General features: G+C 67.9%; 22 protein-coding genes. 12 read left to right on the top strand and 10 right to left on the bottom strand.

The genetic code is table 11. From position 1 onward, the window contains the following. Positions 1-2 precede the first annotated feature (2 nt). The 4 genes from Y710_RS01450 to Y710_RS01440 all read right to left on the bottom strand — a co-directional run bounded on the left by Y710_RS01450 (position 3) and on the right by Y710_RS01440 (position 1951). Positions 3-962, bottom strand: coding sequence for an alpha/beta hydrolase (locus Y710_RS01450; protein WP_006897316.1), 960 nt, complete (start codon positions 960-962; stop codon positions 3-5). Between the two features lie 91 nt (positions 963-1053). After that, positions 1054-1191 carry a hypothetical protein gene (locus Y710_RS18870; RefSeq protein WP_006897315.1) on the bottom strand — a complete coding sequence of 46 codons (138 nt, stop codon included), beginning with the start codon at positions 1189-1191 and terminating at the stop codon, positions 1054-1056. 47 nt (positions 1192-1238) lie between these two features. Next, a complete protein-coding gene (locus Y710_RS01445; RefSeq protein ID WP_006897314.1) occupies positions 1239-1643 on the bottom strand; it encodes a DUF302 domain-containing protein in 405 nt (134 codons plus the stop codon). A 47-nt stretch (positions 1644-1690) separates the two neighbouring features. Continuing rightward, on the bottom strand, positions 1691-1951 hold the full coding sequence (locus tag Y710_RS01440) for a metal-sensitive transcriptional regulator (RefSeq protein ID WP_006897313.1): 261 nt from the start codon (positions 1949-1951) through the stop codon (positions 1691-1693). 110 nt (positions 1952-2061) lie between these two features. On the opposite strand from Y710_RS01440, the gene purB reads away from it, so the two are divergent. Genes purB through Y710_RS01425 form a run of 3 tightly spaced genes read left to right on the top strand, consistent with a single transcriptional unit; the run spans position 2062 to position 6532 of the window. Next, positions 2062-3489: an adenylosuccinate lyase gene (purB, locus tag Y710_RS01435; protein WP_006897312.1), complete on the top strand. Its 1428-nt coding sequence runs from the start codon at positions 2062-2064 to the stop codon at positions 3487-3489. Positions 3490-3498: 9 nt separating this feature from the next. Next, on the top strand, positions 3499-4395 hold the full coding sequence (locus tag Y710_RS01430; protein ID WP_006897311.1) for a phosphoribosylaminoimidazolesuccinocarboxamide synthase: 897 nt from the start codon (positions 3499-3501) through the stop codon (positions 4393-4395). Then, entirely contained in the window at positions 4388-6532 is a 2145-nt protein-coding gene (locus Y710_RS01425) for a S9 family peptidase (protein ID WP_006897310.1), read from the top strand. The genes Y710_RS01430 and Y710_RS01425 overlap by 8 nt, the downstream gene beginning before the upstream one ends. Positions 6533-6608: 76 nt before the next feature. On the opposite strand, the gene Y710_RS01420 is transcribed toward Y710_RS01425, so the two are convergent. Continuing rightward, entirely contained in the window at positions 6609-8165 is a 1557-nt protein-coding gene (locus Y710_RS01420; RefSeq protein ID WP_006897309.1) for a DHA2 family efflux MFS transporter permease subunit, read from the bottom strand. Positions 8166-8177: 12 nt separating this feature from the next. Further along, positions 8178-8612 (bottom strand): MarR family winged helix-turn-helix transcriptional regulator, encoded by a 435-nt coding sequence (locus Y710_RS01415; protein ID WP_231875647.1) that lies wholly within the window; start codon positions 8610-8612, stop codon positions 8178-8180. A gap of 126 nt (positions 8613-8738) precedes the next feature. Here Y710_RS01415 and Y710_RS01410 point away from each other — a divergent pair, with 126 nt between their 5' ends. The 4 genes from Y710_RS01410 (at position 8739) to Y710_RS01395 (ending at position 11548) form a co-directional block, all read left to right on the top strand. Beyond that, positions 8739-9239: a glutathione peroxidase gene (locus tag Y710_RS01410; RefSeq protein ID WP_062366016.1), complete on the top strand. Its 501-nt coding sequence runs from the start codon at positions 8739-8741 to the stop codon at positions 9237-9239. Positions 9240-9319: 80 nt separating this feature from the next. Further along, entirely contained in the window at positions 9320-9559 is a 240-nt protein-coding gene (gene purS / locus Y710_RS01405) for a phosphoribosylformylglycinamidine synthase subunit PurS (protein WP_006897306.1), read from the top strand. Between the two features lie 7 nt (positions 9560-9566). Then, positions 9567-10247: a phosphoribosylformylglycinamidine synthase subunit PurQ gene (gene purQ / locus Y710_RS01400; protein WP_006897305.1), complete on the top strand. Its 681-nt coding sequence runs from the start codon at positions 9567-9569 to the stop codon at positions 10245-10247. Continuing rightward, on the top strand, positions 10247-11548 hold the full coding sequence (locus Y710_RS01395) for a M18 family aminopeptidase (RefSeq protein WP_062366015.1): 1302 nt from the start codon (positions 10247-10249) through the stop codon (positions 11546-11548). Before purQ ends, Y710_RS01395 begins: the two co-directional genes overlap by 1 nt. An 11-nt stretch (positions 11549-11559) precedes the next feature. Here the strand turns inward: Y710_RS01395 and Y710_RS01390 are convergent, their stop codons facing one another. Beyond that, the gene (locus Y710_RS01390; protein ID WP_006897303.1) at positions 11560-12417 is read right to left on the bottom strand and encodes an SDR family oxidoreductase; all 858 of its coding nucleotides are present in this window, start codon (positions 12415-12417) and stop codon (positions 11560-11562) included. A 131-nt stretch (positions 12418-12548) separates the two neighbouring features. Between Y710_RS01390 and Y710_RS01385 the strand changes: the two genes are divergently transcribed. Then, positions 12549-12944 (top strand): winged helix-turn-helix transcriptional regulator, encoded by a 396-nt coding sequence (locus Y710_RS01385; RefSeq protein ID WP_006897302.1) that lies wholly within the window; start codon positions 12549-12551, stop codon positions 12942-12944. A gap of 13 nt (positions 12945-12957) precedes the next feature. Here the strand turns inward: Y710_RS01385 and Y710_RS01380 are convergent, their stop codons facing one another. Continuing rightward, positions 12958-14268, bottom strand: a complete 1311-nt coding sequence (locus Y710_RS01380) for a PQQ-binding-like beta-propeller repeat protein (protein ID WP_006897301.1) — start codon at positions 14266-14268, stop codon at positions 12958-12960. 254 nt (positions 14269-14522) lie between these two features. Here Y710_RS01380 and Y710_RS01375 point away from each other — a divergent pair, with 254 nt between their 5' ends. The 3 genes from Y710_RS01375 (at position 14523) to Y710_RS01365 (ending at position 19150) form a co-directional block, all read left to right on the top strand. Beyond that, on the top strand, positions 14523-17063 hold the full coding sequence (locus tag Y710_RS01375) for an ATP-dependent Clp protease ATP-binding subunit (RefSeq protein ID WP_006897300.1): 2541 nt from the start codon (positions 14523-14525) through the stop codon (positions 17061-17063). A gap of 130 nt (positions 17064-17193) precedes the next feature. Further along, on the top strand, positions 17194-18141 hold the full coding sequence (locus Y710_RS01370) for a hypothetical protein (protein ID WP_231875646.1): 948 nt from the start codon (positions 17194-17196) through the stop codon (positions 18139-18141). 106 nt (positions 18142-18247) lie between these two features. After that, positions 18248-19150 carry an SGNH/GDSL hydrolase family protein gene (locus Y710_RS01365; protein WP_062366126.1) on the top strand — a complete coding sequence of 301 codons (903 nt, stop codon included), beginning with the start codon at positions 18248-18250 and terminating at the stop codon, positions 19148-19150. A gap of 140 nt (positions 19151-19290) precedes the next feature. Here the strand turns inward: Y710_RS01365 and Y710_RS01360 are convergent, their stop codons facing one another. Continuing rightward, positions 19291-20748 (bottom strand): acyltransferase, encoded by a 1458-nt coding sequence (locus Y710_RS01360; protein ID WP_082781236.1) that lies wholly within the window; start codon positions 20746-20748, stop codon positions 19291-19293. A 314-nt stretch (positions 20749-21062) separates the two neighbouring features. Between Y710_RS01360 and Y710_RS01355 the strand changes: the two genes are divergently transcribed. Further along, positions 21063-22025 (top strand): alpha/beta hydrolase, encoded by a 963-nt coding sequence (locus tag Y710_RS01355; protein WP_231875654.1) that lies wholly within the window; start codon positions 21063-21065, stop codon positions 22023-22025. 24 nt (positions 22026-22049) lie between these two features. Here Y710_RS01355 and kstR read toward each other — a convergent pair whose 3' ends face one another. Next, positions 22050-22676: a cholesterol catabolism transcriptional regulator KstR gene (gene kstR / locus Y710_RS01350; protein WP_085950754.1), complete on the bottom strand. Its 627-nt coding sequence runs from the start codon at positions 22674-22676 to the stop codon at positions 22050-22052. Positions 22677-22738: the final 62 nt, after the last annotated feature.

Genomic DNA, 22738 nt, shown 5'->3' with positions numbered 1-22738 from the left:
GATCAGCGCGCGAGATTGCGGCCGAGGAACTCCACCTGATCGGGCAGCACCGACCGCCAGAACCGGTTGGTGTGTCCGCCGGGCGTGGTGGAGAAGGCGGCGGGAGGATGCAGGTCTGCGGCCCATTGCCGGGTGTAGGTGTAGAACTGGTCGGCCATGCCGATCGAGATCATCAGCGGGATCTTGCTGAACGCGTGTTGCTGCCCGAACAACGAATTGGCCTGGTAGTCGGCGTAGGAATCGAACGCCCGGGGCGGGAAGTTCGCGGGGTCGGCCCACATCGCCGGGGAACTCACGGCGATCGCCGCGACCCGCGGTGCGCCGATGAGAGCGCCGAGTCGGAGCGCGCCGTATCCGCCCATCGACCAGCCGTAGAGACCGATGCGGTCGGTCCGGAGGTTCAGCCGCTGGTCGCCGTCCAGCATCGGAATGAACTCGTCGACGATCATCGCGGCGCCGTCGGTGCCGTCGGTGCGAGCGTGGAAATAGTTGCGTGCCACGTCGACGCTCGCCACCGCGAACGGCGGGTTCCCCGCGTCCACGTACTGCTGAACCACGCCCTGGATGTTGAGCGCCTTGCTGAAGATGCTGCGCTCGTCGGTGTTCAGCGCGTGGGCCACGACGACCACCGGGAGTTCGCCGGTCACACCGTTGGGGCGGCTCACCGCCCACCGGGTGTCGCGGCCGGCCATCTTCGTCGAGACGAAGCTGCCGGTCAGTACGGGCGGATCGTTCGGGATCTCCGGGGGATCGGTCTGCACTGGAAGTCGGTCGTCGCCGCCGACGTTCGCGGCATCGCGAGGGACCAGCGGATCGGAAGTGCTGCAGGCCGCGACCCCGCCGAGCGCGGCCAGCCCGGCGACCCCGGTCAGCAGCGAACGCCGGGACAGCGCACGCCGCGACGTCGCCGAATCGTCGGCGACAGTCGCGGCGGATTGGCGGGAGGGATCGCGCAAGACCATGTCGGGAAGCGAGTCTACCGCGTGGGGCGACTCGGTTCCGACGACGAACGAGCGGTCCCTCCCAGCCCTCGGCGCTCGGACGCGGGCCGGCTCAGTGAGCGGCCGACCGCGGATCGGGGCAGGTGCAGCGGCGGTCGGCGGGGACCGGGCCCATCACGTCGGCGACGTGTTCACCACAGCCGTCCCAAGTGATCTTTCCGCACTTACCGCAGGTGACGGGGAAACACATGTCGAGTCCTTTCAGGGGGTGTCTGCTGATCGTTGACTACTGCTCGTTCAGGCGCCGGCCGACAGCGATTCGACGGCGGCGGTGAGCCTGGCGGTCGCCTCGTCCGCAACGTCGGCGAGGCCGGGGTTGTCGACCACGGTCACCATCAGTTGCGGGTTCATCGCCTCGACGATGCTGCGTCCCGGATCGTCGGTGTCGGCGCGGACGACGACGTTACAGGGCAGGAGGAGCCCGATCTGCCGCTCGGCGGTCACCGCTCGGTGGGCGAGGGGAGGGTTGCACGCGCCGAGGATCACGTAATCCTCCATCTCCGCGCCGATCTTCGTCTTGAGGGTGGCCGCCATGTCGATCTCGGTGAGGACGCCGAAGCCCTGGGCGGACAACGCTTCGCGCGTTCGGGCGACGGCCTCGTCGAGCGGGGCGTCGACGGTGGTGGAGATGGCGAGTTTCATGTCTTCCTCCGGGGTTCGGTCGGTGCGGTCGGGGCAGGGCGGGTAGTTCAGGCGAGGGTGAGGAAGAGCTTCTCGAGGGTCTCCATGTCGGGAGCGTCGTCGTTCTGGTCGCTCAGGCACTCGCGCAGGTTGGTGGCGATGATCTTGAAACCGGCGCGGTCGAGGGCGCGGGAAACCGCTGCGAGTTGCGTGACGATGTCCTTGCAGTCGCGCCCGTCCTCGATCATCGCGATCACGCCGCCCAACTGTCCCTGCGCGCGGCGCAGCCGGTTCAGTACGGCCGTGGTCGACTCGTCGTCACTGCGCATGCTGTTCTCCTGGAGTCCGGTTGAGTACCGTCTCCAGCATACCCCGAGGGGTATCTGTCGTGCACTGTCGTTTTCCGGGGGCGCCCGTCCGGGCACTACACTGCGTAGACGTGGGTAAACCTGCCATCAGCAATGTCCTGGCCAACCGTTACGCGTCTGCGGACCTCGCCGAGATCTGGTCGCCGCGCAACAAGATCGTTCTCGAGCGCCGCCTCTGGATCGCCGTGATGAAGGCGCAGCGCGACCTCGGGATCGACGTCCCCGCCGAGGCGATCGCCGACTACGAACGAGTGGTCGGCGACGTCGACCTCGATTCGATCGCCGACCGCGAGCGGGTGACCCGCCATGACGTGAAGGCGCGGATCGAGGAGTTCAACGCGCTCGCCGGTCACGAGCAGATCCACAAGGGCATGACCAGCCGCGACCTCACCGAGAACGTGGAGCAGCTGCAGGTGCTCGTCTCGCTGCGCCACGTCCGCGACCACGCCGTCGCCACCCTCGCGCGCATCACCGAGCGGGCCGCGCAGTACTCGTCGATCGTGATGGCCGGCCGCAGCCACAACGTCGCCGCGCAGGCCACCACCCTCGGCAAGCGGTTCGCCAGTGCCGCGGACGAGCTGATGACCGCGCTGACCCGCCTGGACGAGCTGATCGCGCGGTACCCGCTGCGCGGAATCAAGGGCCCGATGGGTACCAGCCAGGACATGCTTGATCTGCTCGACGGCGACGCCGCCAAGCTCGCCCGTCTCGAAGGGGAGGTGGCCCGGCATCTCGGCTTCGCGAACGCCTTCACCTCGGTGGGCCAGGTGTACCCGCGTTCGCTCGACTACGACGTCGTCTCCGCGCTCGTGCAACTGGCGGCCGGGCCGTCGTCGCTGGCCACCACCATCCGCTTGATGGCCGGCCACGAACTGGTCACCGAGGGCTTCCAGCCCGGCCAGGTGGGCAGTTCGGCGATGCCGCACAAGATGAACACCCGCAGTTGCGAGCGCGTCAACGGTCTCACGGTGATCCTCCGCGGCTACGCGTCCATGACCGGCGAACTCGCGGGCAACCAGTGGAATGAGGGCGACGTCTTCTGCTCGGTGGTCCGCCGTGTGGCGCTGCCGGACGCCTTCTTCGCGATCGACGGGCTGATGGAGACCTTCCTGACGGTCCTCGCGGAGTTCGGCGCGTACCCCGAGGTGATCGCCAACGAATTGGACCGGTACCTGCCGTTCCTCGCGACCACCAAGGTGCTGATGGCGTCGGTGCGCGCGGGCGTCGGCCGCGAGACGGCGCACGAGGCGATCAAGGAGAACGCCGTCGCCGTGGCACTCGCCATGCGCGAGGAGGGCCGCGAACCGGATCTCCTCGACCGGCTGGCCGCCGACGACCGGATCCCCCTCGACCGCGCGGCACTCGACGAGCTCATCGCCGACAAGTCCGCCTTTGTCGGTGCCGCGGAGGCACAGGTCGCCCAGGTGATCGCGAACGCCGCGGCCTGGATCGACGCGAACCCCGCCGCCGCGGCGTACACGCCCGCCCCGATTCTCTAGGAGCCCCGCATGCGTCCCACCCTCGCCGACTACCGGCACATCGCGTCGGGCAAGGTCCGTGACATCTACCAGATCGACGACGCCACGCTGCTGCTGGTCACCTCCGATCGCATCTCGGCGTACGACTTCATCCTCGACACCCCGATCCCGGACAAGGGCCGGATTCTCACGGCGGCCAGCTTCTTCTGGTTCGAGCACCTCGGGGTGCCGAACCATCTCGACGGCGGTCCCGCCGACGAACGCATCCCGGCCGAACTCGTCGGCCGGTCGATGGTCGTCAAGAAGCTGCCGATGGTGCAGGTGGAGTGCGTTGCTCGCGGCTATCTGACCGGTTCGGGCCTGGCCGACTATCAGGCCACCGGCGCCGTCTGCGGCGTGCGGCTGCCCGCCGGGCTCGGTGAGGCCGACAAGCTCCCGGAACCGATCTTCACCCCGGCCACCAAGGCGGCCGTGGGTGACCACGACGAGAACGTCAGCTTCGACCAGGTGGCCGAGACGGTCGGCGCCGACCTGGCGGAACGGCTGCGCGACGCGACCCTCGACATCTACGGCCGCGGATCCCAGCTGGCCGCTGAGCGCGGAATCATCCTCGCGGACACCAAGTTCGAGTTCGGACAGGCGGCCGACGGCTCACTGGTCCTCGCCGACGAGGTGCTGACCCCCGATTCCTCCCGCTACTGGGACGCCGCGACCTACGCGCCGGGCAGGGTGCAGCCGAGCTTCGACAAGCAGATCGTCCGCAACTGGCTCACCGGACCGGATTCGGGTTGGGACCGCACGGGCGAACAGCGGCCGCCGGCCCTGCCCGCCGACGTCGTCGAGCGGACTCGGGCGCGGTACATCGAGGCGTACGAACGGATCTCGCAGCAGAGTTTCGCCGATTGGCCGGACGCCCAGCATGGCTGATCGGGCGGCCCCGCCGGTCGCGAAGAAGGTTCCGACGCAGCGCGTCCACCACGGTGACGTCGTCGTCGACGATTACGAGTGGATGCGCGACAAGGAGGACCCGGAGGTCATCGCCTACCTGGAAGCCCAGAACGCGTTCGTCGAGCAGGAGACCGCGCACCTGGCGCAGCTCAGGCGCGACATCTTCGGCGAGATCAAGTCGCGCGTCCAGGAGACCGACATGAGCGTGCCGACGCGCAGCGGACGCTTCTGGTACTTCACCCGGACCACCGAAGGACAGCAGTACGCCGTCAGCTGCCGCTGCCCGATCGCCTCGCCCGACGACTGGACGCCGCCCGAGGTGACTCCGGGCGTCGCGCTGCCCGGCGAGGAGATCGTCTTCGACGCCAACGCCGAGGCGAGGGGTCACGACTTCTTCAGCCTGGGCGCCACGTCCGTGAGCCACGACGGCGACTGGCTCGCCTACAGCACCGACGTCAAGGGCGACGAACGCTACACCCTCCGCATCAGGAATCTGGTGACCGGGGAACTCCTCCCGGACACGATCGCCGGCATCGCGGCCGGCGCCACCTGGTCGCGCGATGCGAGGTACGTCTTCTACTCCACGGTCGACGACGCCTGGCGTCCCGACACCGTCTGGCGCCACGAGGTGGGATCGGCGGAGCCGGACGTGCAGGTGTTCCACGAACCCGATGAGCGCTACTGGGTGGGCATCGGCACCACGCAGAGCGAGGACTACCTCGTGCTGAGCGTGGGCTCCAAGGTGACGTCCGAGGCGCTGGTCCTGAGTGCGGACGATCCGACGGGCGAGTTCGTGTCCGTGGCGGGGCGTACCGACGGAGTCGACTACTCGGTCGAGCACGCGCGGATCGCGGGCCAGGACTGGTTCGTCATCGTCCACAACGGCGAGCGCGACGGCGTCAAGGCGATCGACTTCGCGGTCGACCTCGTTCCCGTGGGAGACTTCGGCGCGCGCCGGGAACTGATCCCGCACCGTCCCGGCCGCCGTATCGAGGACGTCGACTGCTTCCGCGACTACCTCGTGCTGTCGTACCGGGCGGACGCGCTGCCGCGACTGGCCATCGCCGACCTGCGGCGGGTGGACGGCATCCCGGCGCCCGACGACTTCGTCGAGGTGACCTTCCCCCAGGAACTGCGTTCGGCAGGGCTCGGCGCCAACGCCGAGTGGGACACCCCCCGGTTGCGGATCGTGTACACCAGCTACGTGGATCCGGCCGAGGTGTTCGACCTCGACGTCGCCACCGGTGAACGGACACTGCTGCGGAGGCAGCCGGTGCTCGGCGGGTACGACCCCGACGACTACACCGCGGTCCGGGAGTGGGCGGTGGCAGGCGACGGCACCCGTGTGCCGGTCTCGCTGGTGTTCCGCCGCGACCTCGACCGCTCCGCGCCCGCGCCGATGCTGCTGTACGGCTACGGCTCCTACGAGACCTGCCTGGACCCCGGTTTCTCGGTGGCACGGCTGTCGATGCTCGACCGTGGAATGGTCATGGCCTTCGCGCACGTGCGGGGAGGCGGCGAAATGGGACGGCTCTGGTACGAGAACGGCAAGACGCTCTCCAAGAAGAACACCTTCACCGACTTCATCGACGTCGCCCGGCACCTCATCGACACGGGCTGGACCTCGCCGGACCACCTGGTGGCAGAGGGCGGCAGTGCCGGCGGTCTGCTCGTCGGTGCCGTGGTGAACCTGGCTCCCGAACTGTTCAACGGAGTACTCGCCGCGGTGCCCTTCGTGGACGCTCTCACCTCGATCCTCGATCCGTCGCTCCCGCTGACGGTGATCGAGTGGGACGAGTGGGGCGATCCGCTCCACGATCCCGAGGTGTACGCGTACATGAAGTCGTACTCGCCGTACGAGAACGTCGCGCCGCGGCCGTATCCGGCGATCCTCGCCGAGAACTCTCTGCACGACACCCGCGTCCTCTTCGTCGAGGCCGCGAAGTGGGTGGCGCGATTGCAGGAGTGCACCACGTCGGAGAACCCGGTGCTGCTCAAGACCGAGATGACCGCCGGCCACGGCGGCGTCTCCGGCCGGTACAAGCAGTGGGAGGAGACCGCCTTCGAACTGGCCTGGATCCTCCAGCAGTCGGGGGCGCCGGCCGGTCGAGGCTGACACCGGCCTGCAGGGTCCGCAGACGAGTGACGCCCCCGGTCTCCCGGGGGCGTCACTGTCGGTCGGCTGATCGCGATCAGTGGAGCGCGACCGGCACCGGCTGCTCCTCGGTGTCGGCGGCGACCATCTTCTTGCGGGGCAGGAAGAAGGCGGGGATCAGAGTCAGGGCCACCAGCGCCGTCGCCACGATGAACGTGTTGCCGTACGTGGACGCGATGTCGGAGATCACGTTCTGGCCTGCCGCGCCGACCGCGGCGGGATCCCGCACATCGACGCCGTTCTCGATCATCGCGTTCATCGTCTTGGTCTGGTCGCCTCCGGCCTGCATGATCGCCCGCGACAGCGGGGCGAGCATGGTGGTGAAGATGACCGTGATGACGGCGGTGCCGATGGACGACGAGGTCTGCTGAATCGCGTTCATCAGAGTGGAGCCGTCGGCGATCTCCGAACCCCGCAGGGTGGCCAGCGACGCCGACATGATCGGCATCATCGTCATGCCCATGCCGAGGCCCTGGACGAACAGCGCGAGGCACAGGAACCAGTACGAGGTGTCGGTGCCCAGCGTGATGAACGCTGCCACGCCGACGGCGATGAGGACCAGGCCCGCGAGGACGAACTTGCCGGGACCGATCTTGTCGGTCATCTTGCCCGCGATCGGCATCGTCAGCATCGCGCCCAGGCCCTGCGGCGCCAGGAGCAGGCCCGCCATCAGCGTCGACTCTCCTCGCACCACGATGAAGTACTGCGGGTACAGCAGCGACGCGCCGAAGAAGGCGATCGCGAACAGCGACATCGTGATCACCGATACGCGCAGGGTGGAGTTGCGGAACAGGCGCAGGTCCAGCAGCGGGTTGGTGGTGCGGAAGGCGTGCCAGACGAAGGCGATGATCAGAATCGCGCCGACGATCATCGGGCCGTACACGCGCGGCGTGCCGAAGGTCCGCTCCTCGGCGCTCGAGGAGACGCCGAACAGGAACAACGCCAGACCGGGCGAGAGCATGAGAAGGCCGGGGAAGTCGATCTTCTTGCCGGGCTCGGCGCCGCCGCCGGGCAGCGCGAAGAAGGCGTACACGAGGGCGATGACACCGATCGGGACGTTGATCAGGAACACCCAGTGCCACGAGGCGATCTCGATCAGCCATCCGCCGAGGATCGGGCCCATGATGGGGCCGAGCAGCATCGGGATGCCGAGAACTGCCATCACCGAGCCGACGCGCTCGGGCCCGGCCGCGCGGGTCATGATCATCATGCCGATCGGCATGAGCAGACCGCCGCCGAAGCCCTGGAGCACGCGGAACGCGACGAGCGAGCCGATGTTCCAGGCCATCGCGCACAGGACCGAGCCGATCAGGAACAGGATGAGCGAGGCCATGTAGACGCGTTTGGTGCCGAAACGCGATGCGGCCCAGCTGGCGGTCGGGATCACCGCGGCCAGCGCCAGGGTGTAACCGGTCATCGACCACGCGGCACCGGCCGAGGTGGTGTCGAACTCGGACATGAAGGTGGGCTGAGCGACGGCGACGACGGTCACGTCGAGGATCGACATGATCGCGCCGAGCACCACCACGCCGGCGACGATGAAGACGTCACGTCCCAGCTTGTCGCTCGCGGTCCCCGGTGGGGATGAGGTCATGAGGTTCTCTTTCTAGGTTCGTGAAGAGTCGGCGAAGGATGGGGTGGGAGGAAGCGCATCCAGTGCGCTCGACAGCGCCGAGGCGAGGTCGCCGCGGACGTCACTGGGAATCTCGGCGACGAGGTCGGCGAGGTCGTCGTCCCGCATCCGGAACTGAGTCGCGATCATCTCGCGCCCGTGATCGGAGAGGGACAGGCGCTTCACCCGGCGATCGCACTCGTCCTCCCTGCGGGTGACGAGATCGAGCACCACCAGCCGGTCGGCCCCGCGGCCGGCCGCGGCGAGCGACAGGCCGACGGCGTCGGCGAGTTCGTTCACCGACAGGTCGTGATCGCAGCGGGACAGGACCATCAGCATCCGGAGCTGCGAGAGGGTCATGTCGGTGGCCGCCACGCGGTCGACGGTGTTGCAGGAGGCGCGTGCCGCGACCCGCTCGAGAAATGCCACAAGAGCTCGGGTGCAGGCCTCGACGGAAGTATCGGATTCGGACACCTCGAAGAACTTACGCTGGCGCAACTATTGCTGCAACGCAATGAGTGGTGAGTTGCCTCACCGGTGTTTAGGCTGTGGGACATGGGTCACTCCAACATCAAAGACATCCCCGTCCGTGCCCTCGACGGCAGCGATTTCAGCCTCGCCGGCCTGCCCGGCCCGCTGCTCGTGGTGAACGTCGCCTCCAAGTGCGGTCTCACTCCGCAGTACACGGCGCTCGAACAGTTGCAGAAGGACTACGGTCCCCGCGGGCTCACCGTGGTCGGCGTCCCGTGCAATCAGTTCATGGGTCAGGAGCCCGGCAGTGCCGACGAGATCGCGACCTTCTGTTCCACCACGTACGGCGTCACTTTCCCGCTGCTGGAGAAGACCGACGTGAACGGCGCCGATCGGCATCCGCTGTACGCCGCGCTGACCCAGACACCCGACGCGGACGGCGAATCCGGCGACATCCAATGGAACTTCGAGAAGTTCCTCGTCGACGCCGACGGCACGGTGCTGCGCCGCTTCCGTCCGCGCACCGAACCGGACTCCCCGGAAGTGATCGGGGCCATCGAGGCGGCGCTCAGCGACGCCTCTTGAGCCAGGTAGAGTAGGCGCGTAACCGTTCTGCCCGCGTGGGTGGGACATTCGAGACCATCGGTGTGAGGAGCAGTGCCCGAATGGCGCGTGTAGTGGTCGATGTGATGCCCAAGGCCGAGATCCTGGACCCGCAGGGCCAGGCCATCGTCGGAGCGCTGGGGCGCCTCGGATTCGCGGGCGTGGCAGACGTCCGTCAGGGCAAGAGGTTCGAGCTGGAGGTGGACGGCACCGTCGACGACGCCGCCCTCGAGCGGATCGCCGAAGAGCTCCTGACCAACACGGTCATCGAGAACTTCAACGTCACCCGCGTCGCGGAGTAGCGGCCACATGACTGCTCGCATCGGAGTCATCACCTTCCCCGGCACCCTCGACGACGTCGATGCCGCTCGCGCGGTCGACGCGGCCGGCGGCGAGGCCGTGAGCCTGTGGCACGGCGACGCCGACCTCAAGGGGGTCGACGCCGTCGTCGTTCCCGGCGGCTTCTCGTACGGCGACTACCTGCGCTGCGGGGCCATCGCCAAGTTCGCCCCGGTGATGGGCGAAGTGGTGGAGGCCGCTCAGCGCGGCATGCCGGTCCTGGGGATCTGCAACGGTTTCCAGATCCTCTGCGAGGCCGGGCTCCTGCCGGGAGCGCTCACCCGCAACGAGGGACTGCACTTCATCTGCCGGGACCAGTGGCTCCGTGTGGAGTCGAACACCACGGCGTGGACCTCGCGCTACGAGGTCGGCGCTGAGATCCTCATTCCCCTGAAGTCGGGCGAGGGACGCTACGTCGCCTCCCAGCGCCAACTCGAAGAACTCAAGGGTGAGGGCCGGATCGCGTTCACGTATGCCGGCGACAACCCGAACGGTTCGAGCCTGGACATCGCGGGCATCGCGAGCGCCGACGGTCGCGTGGTGGGTCTCATGCCGCACCCGGAGCACGCCATCGAGGCGCTCACCGGCCCCAGCGACGACGGTCTCGGTCTCTTCTACTCGGCACTGGACGCGGTGCTCGCGGCCGTCTGATGACGGTCGACACGACTGCGACGGCGGCGGGGCTCGGTGACTTCATCGACGCCTCGCCGTCGCCTTTTCACGTCTGCGCGACCGTCGCCGCGACCCTGGACGCCGCTGGGTATCAGCGGCTGTCGGAGACCGATTCCTGGGCCGGACCGGACGGAGCCGCGTCGAATCCCGCCTCGGGCAGGCACTACGTGGTCCGCGGCGGCTCGATCATCGCCTGGGATGCCTCGGCCGCCGCTGACGACCCGCGCTTCCGGATCGTGGGCGGCCACACCGACAGCCCCAACCTGCGCGTCAAGCAGAATCCCGATCGCGTCAGCGCGGGTCTGGCGACCGTCGCGCTGGAACCGTACGGCGGCGCCTGGCTGAACTCGTGGCTCGACCGCGACCTCGGTCTGTCGGGCCGGCTGGCCTACGACGCCGGCGGAACGGTGGCCTTCGAGCTGGTCCGGATCGACGAGCCCATCCTGCGCATCCCTCAGTTGGCGATCCATCTGTCGGAGGACCGCAAGGGCGTGAGCCTGGACCCGCAGCGGCATGTCGACGCGATCCGCGGCGTCGGAGAGGCGCAGCCACTGCTGGCCTTCGTCGCGGACCGTGCCGGGCTCGACGCCGACGCGGTGCTCGGCTGGGAGTTGATGACGCACGACGTCGCGCCGTCGCGGATCGTCGGTGCGGCGGGGGATCTCCTGAGCGCGCCGCGACTGGACAATCAGGGCACCTGCTACGCCGGACTGCGCGCACTGCTCGACGCGGGATCGGGCGAGGGGTCGGGTGCGATCTCGATGCTGGCGCTGTTCGACCACGAAGAGGTCGGCTCGGGGTCGGAGCGCGGGGCGTCGTCGGACTTCCTCGTGACGGTGTGCGAACGGATCGTCGCCGCGTCCGGAGGTGATCGCGACGACTTCCTCCGCACGATGGCCGCCAGCGTCTGCGTGTCGGGCGACATGGCGCACGCGACGCATCCCAACTACCCCGATCGCCACGAACCGTCGCACCGCATCGCGGTCAACGGCGGTCCGGTGCTCAAGGTGAATCAGAATCTGCGGTACGCCTCCGACGCCATCGGCGAGGCCGAGTTCGCGCTGGCGTGCCGAGACGCCGGCGTGCCGCTGCAGCGATACATCCATCGCGCGGACCTCCCGTGCGGTTCGACGATCGGGCCGCTCACCGCCACACGTACGGGGCTGCTGACCGTCGACGTCGGCGCACCTCAGCTCGCGATGCACAGCTGCCGCGAGTTGATGGGAGCCGACGACGTTCCGATGTATTCGGCGGCGTTGGCGGCCTTCCTGCGTCGGTAGCCGCCCGGGGCTCAGTTCAGTGCGGCCTCGATGACCTCGGTGAACGGTGTGCCGGGTCGGCCTCGGAGGTCGGCCAGATCCGTCGAATCGGAGTCGAGGGCGCCCTTGCCCGCCCCGGTGTCGGAATCGGCGAGGACGGCGGCGAATCCGGCCGGAACGCCGGCCGATTCCAGCGCCGCGGCGTATTCGGCCTCCGGGAGATCCCGGTAGGTCACCGGGCGACCGGAGACCGCCGCGAACGTCGCCGCGATGTCGGCGTACGTGAGGTGCTCGGCGCCGGCGAGTTCGTACACCGCGCCCGCCGGAGCGTTGATCAGCGCCGCGGCAGCGGCGTCGGCGTAGTCGGCACGCGCCGCGGGTGCGACCACACCGTCTCCGGCGCTGCCCGCGAAGACTCCCGACTCGACGGCGGGCGCCAGCGAGCGCGCATAGTTCTCCGTGTACCAGCCGTTGCGCAGCAGCACCGTGTCAATACCGCTCGCCGCGAGGAGCTTCTCGGTCTCGCGGTGTTCGTCGGCCAGGACGAGCGGTGACGAATCGGCGCGCAGGATGCTCGTGTAAGCGATCAGGCCGACCCCGGCGTGCGTGGCCGCTTCGATCACGTTGGTGTGTTGCGGCAGGCGTCGACCCACCTCCGAACCGGACACCAGCAGCAGCTTGTCGACGCCCGCCAGCGCGGTGCGCAGGGCCGGCGGATCGGCGTAGTCGGCGACGCGCACGGTGACGCCCGCAGCCGCCAGGCCGCTCGCCTTCGTCTCGTCGCGGACCACGGCGACGATGTCGGAGGCCGTGACGCCTCGCTCGATCAAGGAGTGGACGGCGGCGGAGCCGAGTCCGCCGGTCGCGCCGGTCACTGCGTACCTGGTCATGGGGAGTCCTCTCGTGGTCGGCGTAATGATGACGCCGATGAATTTGCGCTGTCAATTCATCATGCACTTACTAATAGTAATGTGCAATGGTGATGGTAAGCACATAGCGTCCAGGAGGGTAGAATGGCCGCATGAACGACGCGCAGCCCACGGAGAACATCGTCGACCCGTCTCTCGAGGCCGACGTCTTCTCGCGGAACTGCTCCTCGCGCGAGATCCTCCAGAACGTCACCAGCAGGTGGGGCCTGCTCGCACTGGTGGCGCTGCTCGACGGCGAGCTCCGGTTCAACGCGCTCCGCAGGCGGGTGGACGGCGTCAGCGAACGAATGCTGTCGGTGACCCTGCAATCGCTCGAGCGAGACGGCTACGTGCGGCGGGAGATGCTGCAAGCCATTCCGCCGCGGGTGGAGTACTCGCTCACCGAGGCGGGCACGCAGGTGGCGCAGCGGCTCTCCGGGTTGATCGAACTCGTGGAGGCCCAGGTGGACGAGGTCGCCGGGGCGCGTGCCGCCTACGACGGGCGCTGAATCCGCGTCGATGTCAGTTCGGTCGCAAGGCGGTGAGTGTCGCGCCCTCGCTCAGCACGATGTAGCCGTCGACGTCACGGGCCGATCCCAGCACAGTCCGGTTCCAGAGCTGCGCGCCCGAGTCGATGTCGTAGGCCGTCAACTGGTTGGGGTTCGCGAACACGGCCACATCGTCGGAGGCGCCCACGCAGGAGGAGGCGTCGATGGCGGCGTCGGGATCATCGAGCGCCGGGGGCGGCATCGCGCCGCGCCGCGCACCGTCGGCGAGGTCGAAGAACACGCGTGAGCGATCCTTGCGCGCCACTGACAGCACTCGGCCGCACGGCCGGGCGTTCGCCTTCGACAGTTCGGGATCTCCGATCTGCCAGAGCCCGTCGCCGGTCGCCGGATCGACGATCTCGTAGTGCCCGGCGGCGTCGAGAGACGACCCCTCGCCGGCGGGGGCGATCACCGGGAGCGTCGACGGTCCGCGGAGCACACGCATGCGCCGCGCCGTTCCGACGGCCTCGTCGCTGACGCCGGCCTCGGTGAAGGGATGGAACGAGACCGACTCGGCGCCGTACGCCGTGTCGGTCACCGCGATGCCGGATTCGAAGACGTCCACCGTGCACTGGGTGCAGGAGATCCGGTCGGTACCGTCGGCGGGGTCGATGACGTGATGTGCGTCGTCGGAGGTGTCGACGATGAGAGCGCCGTGCGCCTTGCGGACCTCGGCGGCGCCGGCGAAGGTGCGGCTCCACGCGGTGGCGCCGTCCGGTGATCGCAGACTGACCTGGTAGCCGCTCTGATTGACGTGCACGAAGTCGGGACCCAGGCCGAGAACCGCGGCGGTGTCGTCGCCGTCGGCGGTGCGGGTGAGGGATCCGTCGTGTTGATCGACGAGGTAGAACCCGTTCTCCGGCCCGTCGATGCGCAACCGAACGGCGCAGCCGATCTGACGGCGGTCGTTGATCGAGCAGTCGCCGAAACCCGCGTCGACCGGGGAGTTCCACTGCGGCTCGCCCGACCGTGCGTCGATGAGCATGAACTCGTGCTTGATGCCGACCGGGTACGAGATCAGCCAGCGGTGGCCGTCGGTGGCCGCGACCGTCGCCGGCCCGCTCATCCCCGGCAGCGTGCCGTCGTCGAGCGTCCACGCCGCGTCGGGTTCGGCGGAGTACGAGCGCAGCACGCCTTCGATGGAGGCGTCCGGTGCGGATTCCGGGGTACCGGACAGGACCACCCCGGCGGTGACGACCAGCGCCGCGGCGCCGAGGGCTGCGACCGCCGCCATGCCTCCGGGCAGGTGTGACAGGCGGCCCGCGAACGAGGAGCGCGAGGACATGCAAGACAGTCAATCACGGGCTCCGGCCGGGTGGTCGGAGCACCGTTCGCTCAGGGCGTATCGGGCCGGGAACATCCCCCTTGAGCGTTGCGTTGTCAACCACAGAACCCCGTCGCAGTACACAGCCGAGGACTGAGGACAGATGTAACTGCCTCGTCGCCTCCCGGGACCACTACAGTGGAGGCAGGGCTGGTCGCCGGAGTACGTCACACTTTCGTGACAGCGGCCGGGGCGCAAGCAATAGAGGGAGAACAATGTTCGAACGGTTCACCGACCGCGCACGCCGGGTTGTCGTCCTGGCGCAGGAAGAAGCGCGGATGCTCAACCACAACTACATCGGTACCGAGCACATCCTCCTGGGACTCATCCACGAGGGTGAAGGCGTCGCGGCGAAGGCGCTCGAGTCGCTCGGCATCTCGTTGGAGGCGGTTCGCAGCCAGGTCGAGGAGATCATCGGCCAGGGCCAGCAGGCGCCGTCGGGTCACATCCCGTTCACTCCGCGCGCCAAGAAGGTGCTGGAGCTGAGTCTGCGCGAGGCCTTGCAGCTCGGTCACAACTACATCGGCACCGAGCACATCCTGCTGGGTCTCATCCGCGAGGGCGAAGGCGTCGCCGCGCAGGTGCTGGTGAAACTGGGCGCCGACCTGAACAAGGTCCGCCAGCAGGTGATCCAGCTCCTCTCGGGCTACCAGGGCAAGGAGCCGGCCGAGGCGGGTACCGGCGCGCGGTCGTCGGAGTCGGGCACACCGTCGACCTCGCTGGTCCTCGATCAGTTCGGCCGCAATCTCACGACCGCCGCGAGCGAGGGCAAGCTCGATCCGGTGATCGGCCGTGAGAAGGAGATCGAGCGGGTCATGCAGGTCCTCTCGCGCCGCACCAAGAACAACCCGGTGCTCATCGGTGAGCCCGGCGTCGGCAAGACCGCCGTGGTCGAGGGGCTGGCGCAGGCGATCGTCAACGGCAACGTCCCGGAGACGCTCAAGGACAAGCAGCTCTACACGCTCGACCTCGGGTCGCTGGTCGCGGGCAGCCGCTACCGCGGCGATTTCGAGGAGCGCTTGAAGAAGGTGCTGAAGGAGATCAACACCCGCGGCGACATCATCCTGTTCATCGACGAGTTGCATCAGCTCGTCGGCGCGGGCGCAGCCGAGGGCGCGATCGACGCCGCCAGCATCCTGAAGCCGAAGCTGGCGCGCGGCGAACTGCAGACCATCGGTGCCACCACTCTGGACGAGTACCGCAAGTACATCGAGAAGGACGCCGCGCTCGAGCGCCGCTTCCAGCCGGTGCAGGTCGGCGAGCCGTCGGTGGAGCACACCATCGAGATCCTCAAGGGTCTGCGCGACCGCTACGAGCAGCACCACAAGGTGTCGATCACCGACGGTGCCCTCGCGGCTGCGGCCACCCTCGCCGATCGGTACATCAACGACCGCTTCCTGCCGGACAAGGCCATCGACCTCATCGACGAGGCCGGCGCGCGGATGCGCATCCGCCGGATGACCGCTCCGCCGGACCTGCGCGAGTTCGACGACCGCATCGCCGAAGCGCGCAAGGAGAAGGAATCGGCGATCGACGCCCAGGACTTCGAGAAGGCGGCGAGCCTCCGCGACAAGGAGAAGCAACTGGTCGCCGAGCGCGCCGAGCGCGAGAAGCAGTGGCGGGCGGGCGACCTCGACGTGGTCGCCGAGGTCAACGACGAGGAGATCGCCGAGGTCCTCGGCAACTGGACCGGTATCCCGGTGTTCAAGCTCACCGAGGAGGAGACCACTCGTCTGCTCCGCATGGAGGACGAGCTGCACAAGCGGATCATCGGCCAGGAGGACGCCGTGGCGGCGGTCTCGCGTGCGATCCGCCGTACTCGTGCCGGACTCAAGGATCCGAAGCGTCCGTCGGGCTCGTTCATCTTCGCCGGACCGTCGGGTGTCGGTAAGACCGAGCTGTCGAAGGCGCTCGCGAACTTCCTGTTCGGTGAGGACGACGCACTCATCCAGATCGACATGGGTGAGTTCCACGACCGCTTCACCGCGTCGCGACTGTTCGGAGCCCCTCCCGGCTACGTCGGTTACGACGAGGGCGGCCAGCTCACCGAGAAGGTGCGCCGCAAGCCGTTCTCGGTGGTCCTGTTCGACGAGATCGAGAAGGCCCACCCGGAGATCTACAACACGCTGTTGCAGGTGCTGGAGGACGGTCGCCTCACCGACGGTCAGGGCCGGACCGTGGACTTCAAGAACACGGTGCTGATCTTCACGTCCAACCTGGGCACGTCCGATATCTCCAAGGCTGTCGGCATGGGCTTCAGCAAGGACGACGGCCGCGGTTCCAACTACGACCGGATGAAGCAGAAGGTCAACGACGAGCTCAAGAAGCACTTCCGGCCTGAGTTCCTCAACCGCATCGACGACATCATCGTCTTCCACCAGCTGACGCAGGACGAGATCATCAAGATGGTCGACCTGATGATCGGCCGCGTGGAGGCGCAGTTGAAGAACAAGGACATGGATCTGGAGCTGACGGAGAAGGCCAAGAACCTCCTGGCCAAGCGCGGATTCGACCCGGTGCTGGGTGCGCGGCCGCTGCGCCGCACCATTCAGCGCGAGATCGAGGACCAGCTGTCGGAGAAGATCCTCTTCGAGGAGATCAAGGCCGGCCAGATCGTCGTCATCGACGTCGAGGGCTGGGACGGAGAGGGAACGGGCGAGGACGCCACGTTCACCTTCACCGGATCCGACCGCCCGCGGGCGATCCCGGATGCCCCGGCGGAACTGACCGAGGCAGCCGACGGCGAGGCGGGCTGACAACCGTCTGATACAGAATTTCGGCTCCCGCACGGGTCTCACAGACCGGTGCGGGAGCCGAAATTCTTGCGTCCGCGGCCTTACGATGATGCGAAAGCCGCGACATCAGTCGCAGACATCAGGGGAGCTCATGACTTTCGGACAGCAGCCGTTCCAACCTCCGCAGCCGCCGCCCGCACAACCCGCCTCACCGGTGGCCGCGTTGCTGGCACCGACGGCGCCGCCGTCGTCGACTCGGACGATCGTGGGTGCTGTCGCCGCTGTCGGGGCTCTCGTTCTCATTGTCTGCAGCTTCTTGGCGTGGGTCTCGGGGTCCGCTAAGAGCGAGCAGAGCCTCGGTACGGCGAGGATCGCCGTGGGAATGGACTTCACGGTGACCGGCATGGGCTCCGGTGACGCGTCGTTGTACGTCATCGAAGCGCCCGACATCGCCCGCGCCGCGATGGAGAACCAGATCTCGGCGCAAGAGGACTCGTTCTCCTCCGATGCCGATGAGAAGGCGAAGAAACCGGGTATCTGGATGATCGTCTTCGGAGTCATCGTCGCGGTGGGCGCGGTGCTGCTGCTGATCGGGCGCTACTCCGGCATCGGCGCGCTGGTGGCCGCGGTGGGCGGTCTCGCGGCCACGATCGCGGGCATCGTGTTCGTCGCCGACCCGACGGGCGCGGTCGGGATGAAGACGAGCAGCGAGATGCCGCCCGGCGCCGAACTCGGCGCTGCGTACGGGTTGTGGCTCGTGCTCGCGGGCGCATTGGTGACGTTGGCGGCGGGGGCCGCTGCGGTGCTGCTCACGATCCGTCCGGGCCTGTTCGGCGGTAAGCCCGCCGCAGGCGCTGCAGGTCCGGCACAGTCTTTCGGTCAGCCCCAGTACGGGCAGCCCCAGCAGCCCGGACCCCAGCAGCCGGGACCGGGGCACTACGGGCAGCCGCAGCAGGGCTACGGACAGGCTCCGGGTGGATTCCCGCCGCCGCAGCCCGGCCCGTACCCGCCGGTGCAGCCGCCACAGCCGGGCGCGTATCCGCAGCAGCCGCCGCAGACACCGCCGCACGGACAGGGTGGCGTACCGCCGCAGCAGTAGAGCCCGGACGTCTGATGACGAACCGGGGGTGGGATTGCTTACACGGAACGGCGACAACCGGATCCGATTAGGGAATTCCACAGCTGAATATGTGAAACTCTCCTCCATGCGCTCTTCGGTCAATCGTCCCGCGGCGGTCGCCGCTGTGGTCGTCGCGGTCGTGGTGACCGCGGTGGTCGGATTCGCCCTGTCGAACTCCCGGGGAGCGGCCGGCCCGAGCTCGGCATCGGTGGTCGGAACGGCAGGTCGTACCGCGCCGCCCGTCAACTACGTCGCGATGGGCAGTTCCTTCGCGGCGGGCCCGGGTGAGGGTCCGGTGGTCGATCGGCGTTGCCTCCGCACCGGCGACAACTATCCGCACCAGGTGGCCGCACGGCTCGGTATGCGCCTGATCGACGTGACGTGCTCGGGTTCCACCGCGGCGGAACTGGTCACCGGACCGGTGCGTAAGCACGGCAAGATCCGTCCGCAGGTGGAGGCCGTCGATCACAACACCCGTCTGGTCACCATCACGACGGGTGGCAACGACATCGACTTCGTCGGCCGCATCATCGCTCAGGCCTGCAATAACATGCGTGCGCTCGGACTGGCTCACTGCGGGTCGGGCCGGATGCCTCCGCCGCCGCCCGGCCCGGCCGACTTCGGCCGTCTCGAGCAGTCGCTGGTGAACGCGGTGGAAGCGGTGCAGGCGCGCTCTCCGCTGGCCCGCGTGGTGCTCGTCGACTACACGCCGGTGGTGGCGATCGATGCACCGCCCTGCCAACTGTTGCCGTTGCTGCCGTGGGAGGTGGAGCAGGACGCCCAGATCGCCGCTGAGATGTCCGCGGTGAATCAGCGGGTCGCCGACCGTACCGGCGCCCAGCACGTCACCACCGCCTCGCTCGCGCCCCTGCATTCGGCGTGCGCGGCCGAGCCGTGGATCCGCGGCTACGGCAACAAGATGGTGTTTCATCCGAATGCCGCGGGAAAGACCGGCATCGCCGATCTCGTGGCCGCGGCCGTGCGTTGACTCGCGATGACCACGATGTGGGCGCACCCAGCGTGAACGCCCGGGGGAAGCGGGAACTGCCCGTTCAGTGAAGAACGTTCAGCGAAGAAGGACCCCGGCTCGCCGAGCCGGGGTCCTTCTCGATGCAGTGGATCAGGCCGTCAGGGACGTGCGGGCTTCGCGTCGTGCGCCGCGTTGCTCTGCTTGACGCCCACGACGATCGCGGAGAGCAGCAGCAGCGCGCTGGTCGCCGTGATCAGGACGCCGAGTTCGGTGTTCACCGACTCGTACACGCCGAACCCGATCGCTCCGCCCACCACTGCGACGAACGACGACCGGCCCCAGCGCTGGATGCGCCAGTCGATCCGTTCGCGTCCGGTGGTGATGAGGCTGATCGGACTGCGGCGGAGTACCTCGACGAGGTAGACGGTGCCGAGAACGGTGACGAGGTAGGTCAGCAGGAGATTGATCCACAGCGGGGCGTCGAGGTGCTCGCGTGAGCTGACCAGGACGGTCGAGAGCACGATGACGTGCGCCAGATAGATGCCGAACGACCGGTCCGCGGCGGTTCGCATGAACCTGTCGGCGATCGAGCCCGAGCTCCGCCTGTCCTGCCAGATGGTTCCGCAGACGTACAGGATCACGATGATCGCGACGAAGGCGAACGCGTTGTGCACCATGAAGACGTTGGTGGCACGGAACATCTCTTCGCCCTGGTCGACGTTGTAGACGAAGTACACCAGGGTCACGATGATCGTCACGAGGGCGACGAGCACCAACGGCCGGCGGAAGCGCCTCATGAAGCCGCTGAAGGCCTCGTAGTGATACGCGGCCAGGCAGCCCGCGAGGATGAAGAACTGATACGGGAACAGCGTGACGCCGAGGTAGCGCCAGATCAGGCCGGGCACACCGCTCTCGAAGAAGGAGAGCGGCGGACGCACCATGTGGAACAGCAGCCAGATGTGGAACGTCAGGCTGGCCGCGAGCAGGTACCGGTGGTATCCCCAGGTCCGCTTCAGAACCCACAGGACCGCCGGGAACACCAGATAGATCTGCATGCTCACGGACAGGAAGTACAGGTGGTAGGCGGCGTTGCCGGTGATCAGGTCGTACGCGAGACTCTTGAGTGCGAGGCGCTCGGAGGCGCCGTCGGTGAAGATGCCGCGGATCGCGTCCCAGCCGCCCTGCTGGTAGTGGCGATTGGTCCAGTAGAACAGCGACCACACCACGAAGGGCAGGCCGATCAGCTTGTAGCGTCTGCGCCAGAAGGTCGGTGCGTGCAGTTCGCGGTTGCGGTACTGGTAGGTGAGGACGAAGCCGGTGAGCGCGAAGAAGCAGTAGCGCGTGTACCGCAGGAGCAGACCCAGACCCTGGGCCGCCATCGCCGTCGCGGGGGCGAGCCCCAGGATGACGTGGTCGAGGATGACGCCGCCGAAGGTGAAGAGACGGACGAAGTCGATCTGGTAGAGATGCCCGTCTTTCTTCTTCTTGACGGGGGCCGGCACCTCAGCGGTGTCCGCGGGCTGCGGTGTCTGCGTGTCCGTCGGCGCCGAAGGCTCCTCGATTGCGTCGGGCCGACGCTCGGGCGCGTCGTCGATCTTCGGTTGGGCGTTTACCACCTGGCTACCCTGTCTTGTCGTTCATTCACCTGGCTCTGGTGCTGCTGCTGTGGCGAGGGTACTAGCCCAGGCTGGGTAAACACACATCAGCAACGGCGTCGATGTCCGTTCGGTCACGTTCGCCGGGCCCGTCCCTGGGGATTTGCAACGTTCTGATTCCGAAACGTCCGCCCAGGGTTTCGGTATGTCGGCCATGACGGGATACTCTGTGACAGAAGTGATTGGTGGGGCAAAAGGGGTTTGCAGTGCGACGATTCAGTTCACGAGCCGCGGTGGTCGCGGGAGTCTGCGCTCTCTTCTTGACGGGCGCCGGGGTGGCCTCGGCCGATCCGGCGACGTCCGCACCGAAGGAACCCGCCACGGCTCAGCTTCCCGCGCGTGTCGTGTCGCTGACGAACGTGGCACCCCAGGAGTCACTCCTGGAGGTGTACTCCGCCGCGATGGGGCGGACTATCTCGCTCAACGTGCTCCGGCCCGAGGACGATGCCCCGGCGCCGGTCCTGTATCTGCTCAACGGTGCGGGAGGCGGCGAGGACAGCGCCACCTGGCGCGCCAACACCGACTACAAGAAGTTCTTCGCCGATAAGCGGGTCAATGTCGTGACGCCGGTGGGCGGGGCCTTCTCGTACTACACGGACTGGCAGCGCGACGATCCCGTGCTGGGCCGGAACAAGTGGCAGACCTTCCTCACGGAGGAACTGCCGCCGCTGGTCGACAAGGCCTTGAACACCAGCGGTGCGAACGCGATCGCGGGCATCTCCATGTCGGGGACCTCGGTGTTCAACCTCGCGATCGCGGCGCCCAAGCTGTACCGGTCGGTGGCCGCGTACAGCGGATGCGCACGGACCAGCGATCCGCTGGGCCAGGCGTACATCCGCACCGTCATCGGCGACCGCGGCCGCGGTGACATCACCAACATGTGGGGACCGCTCGACGGGCCGGGATGGCGGGCCAACGACCCCTACCTGCACGCGGCGGCACTGCGCGGTGTGAAGGTTTACATGACCTCCGGCAGCGGGCTGCCGGGCCGGTACGACACCCTGGATGCGAGACTGATCAAGGGGGACCCGGCGGTTCTGGTGGATCAAGTGGTGATGGGCGGCGTCATCGAGGCCGCGGTCCGCAGCTGCACCGTGCAGATGGAGCAGGCGCTCAAGACGGCCGGCGTCGACACCGAGGTGATCTCGCGGCCGCTGGGCACCCACTCCTGGGAGTACTGGCAGCAGGATCTGCACACCACGTGGCCGATGATCGCCAAGGATCTGGGAACGGCCTGATCGGCACGAGTGTGTGACGCGGTGTCAGTCGCGGTCGAGTAGCAATCGGACGGTCAGTTCCATCCGGTTGGTGACGTCGGTGGCCGATGCGCGCCGGGTCAGCCACTGCACCAGATTCGACATCCACACGTCCGAGATGACGCGGGCGATCGCGAGATCCTGGGCGGTCGGCTCGGCCGCCGGGTCCGCGTCGTCGATCATCGCGCCTGCGAGCAGTCGGTCGATGATGGTGGCGACTCGGTTGACCTCGCTGGTGGCCGAGGCGTCGGCGAACATGAAGGCCCGCGTCATCGCTTCGGTGAGCAGCGGATCCTTCTGCATCGCGAACGTGATCATGTCGAGGACGAAGCGCAGTCGCTCCACGGCGGTGTCACCCTGCAGGACGCTGCGGTCGGCGCGCGACTCCACCTTCTCGAGTTCGCGGGCGAGTGCGGTCACCAGCAGGTGCACCTTGGACGGGAAATAGCGGTACAGCGTGCCGACGGCCACGTCGGCCTTGTCGGCGACGGCTCGCATCTGGACGGCGTCGTATCCACCCTTCGATGCGAGCGCCAGGGTGGCGTCGAGGATGCGCCTGCGTCGTTCACGCTGTGCGGCGGATCCGACCTCGGCACCGGACAGTTGAGCGGGGGCTGGAGGCGGTGCCGGCATATCGGTCTCGGTCTTCGTCGTTCCCGCGCCAGCCATAGGTTTCCGTCTCCTCCGTTACGTCA

The sequence above is a fragment of the Gordonia sp. QH-12 genome (genome assembly GCF_001578675.1).
Taxonomy (GTDB): Bacteria; Actinomycetota; Actinomycetes; order Mycobacteriales; family Mycobacteriaceae; genus Gordonia; species Gordonia sihwensis.
This window is presented reverse-complemented; position numbering and strand designations above follow the sequence as displayed.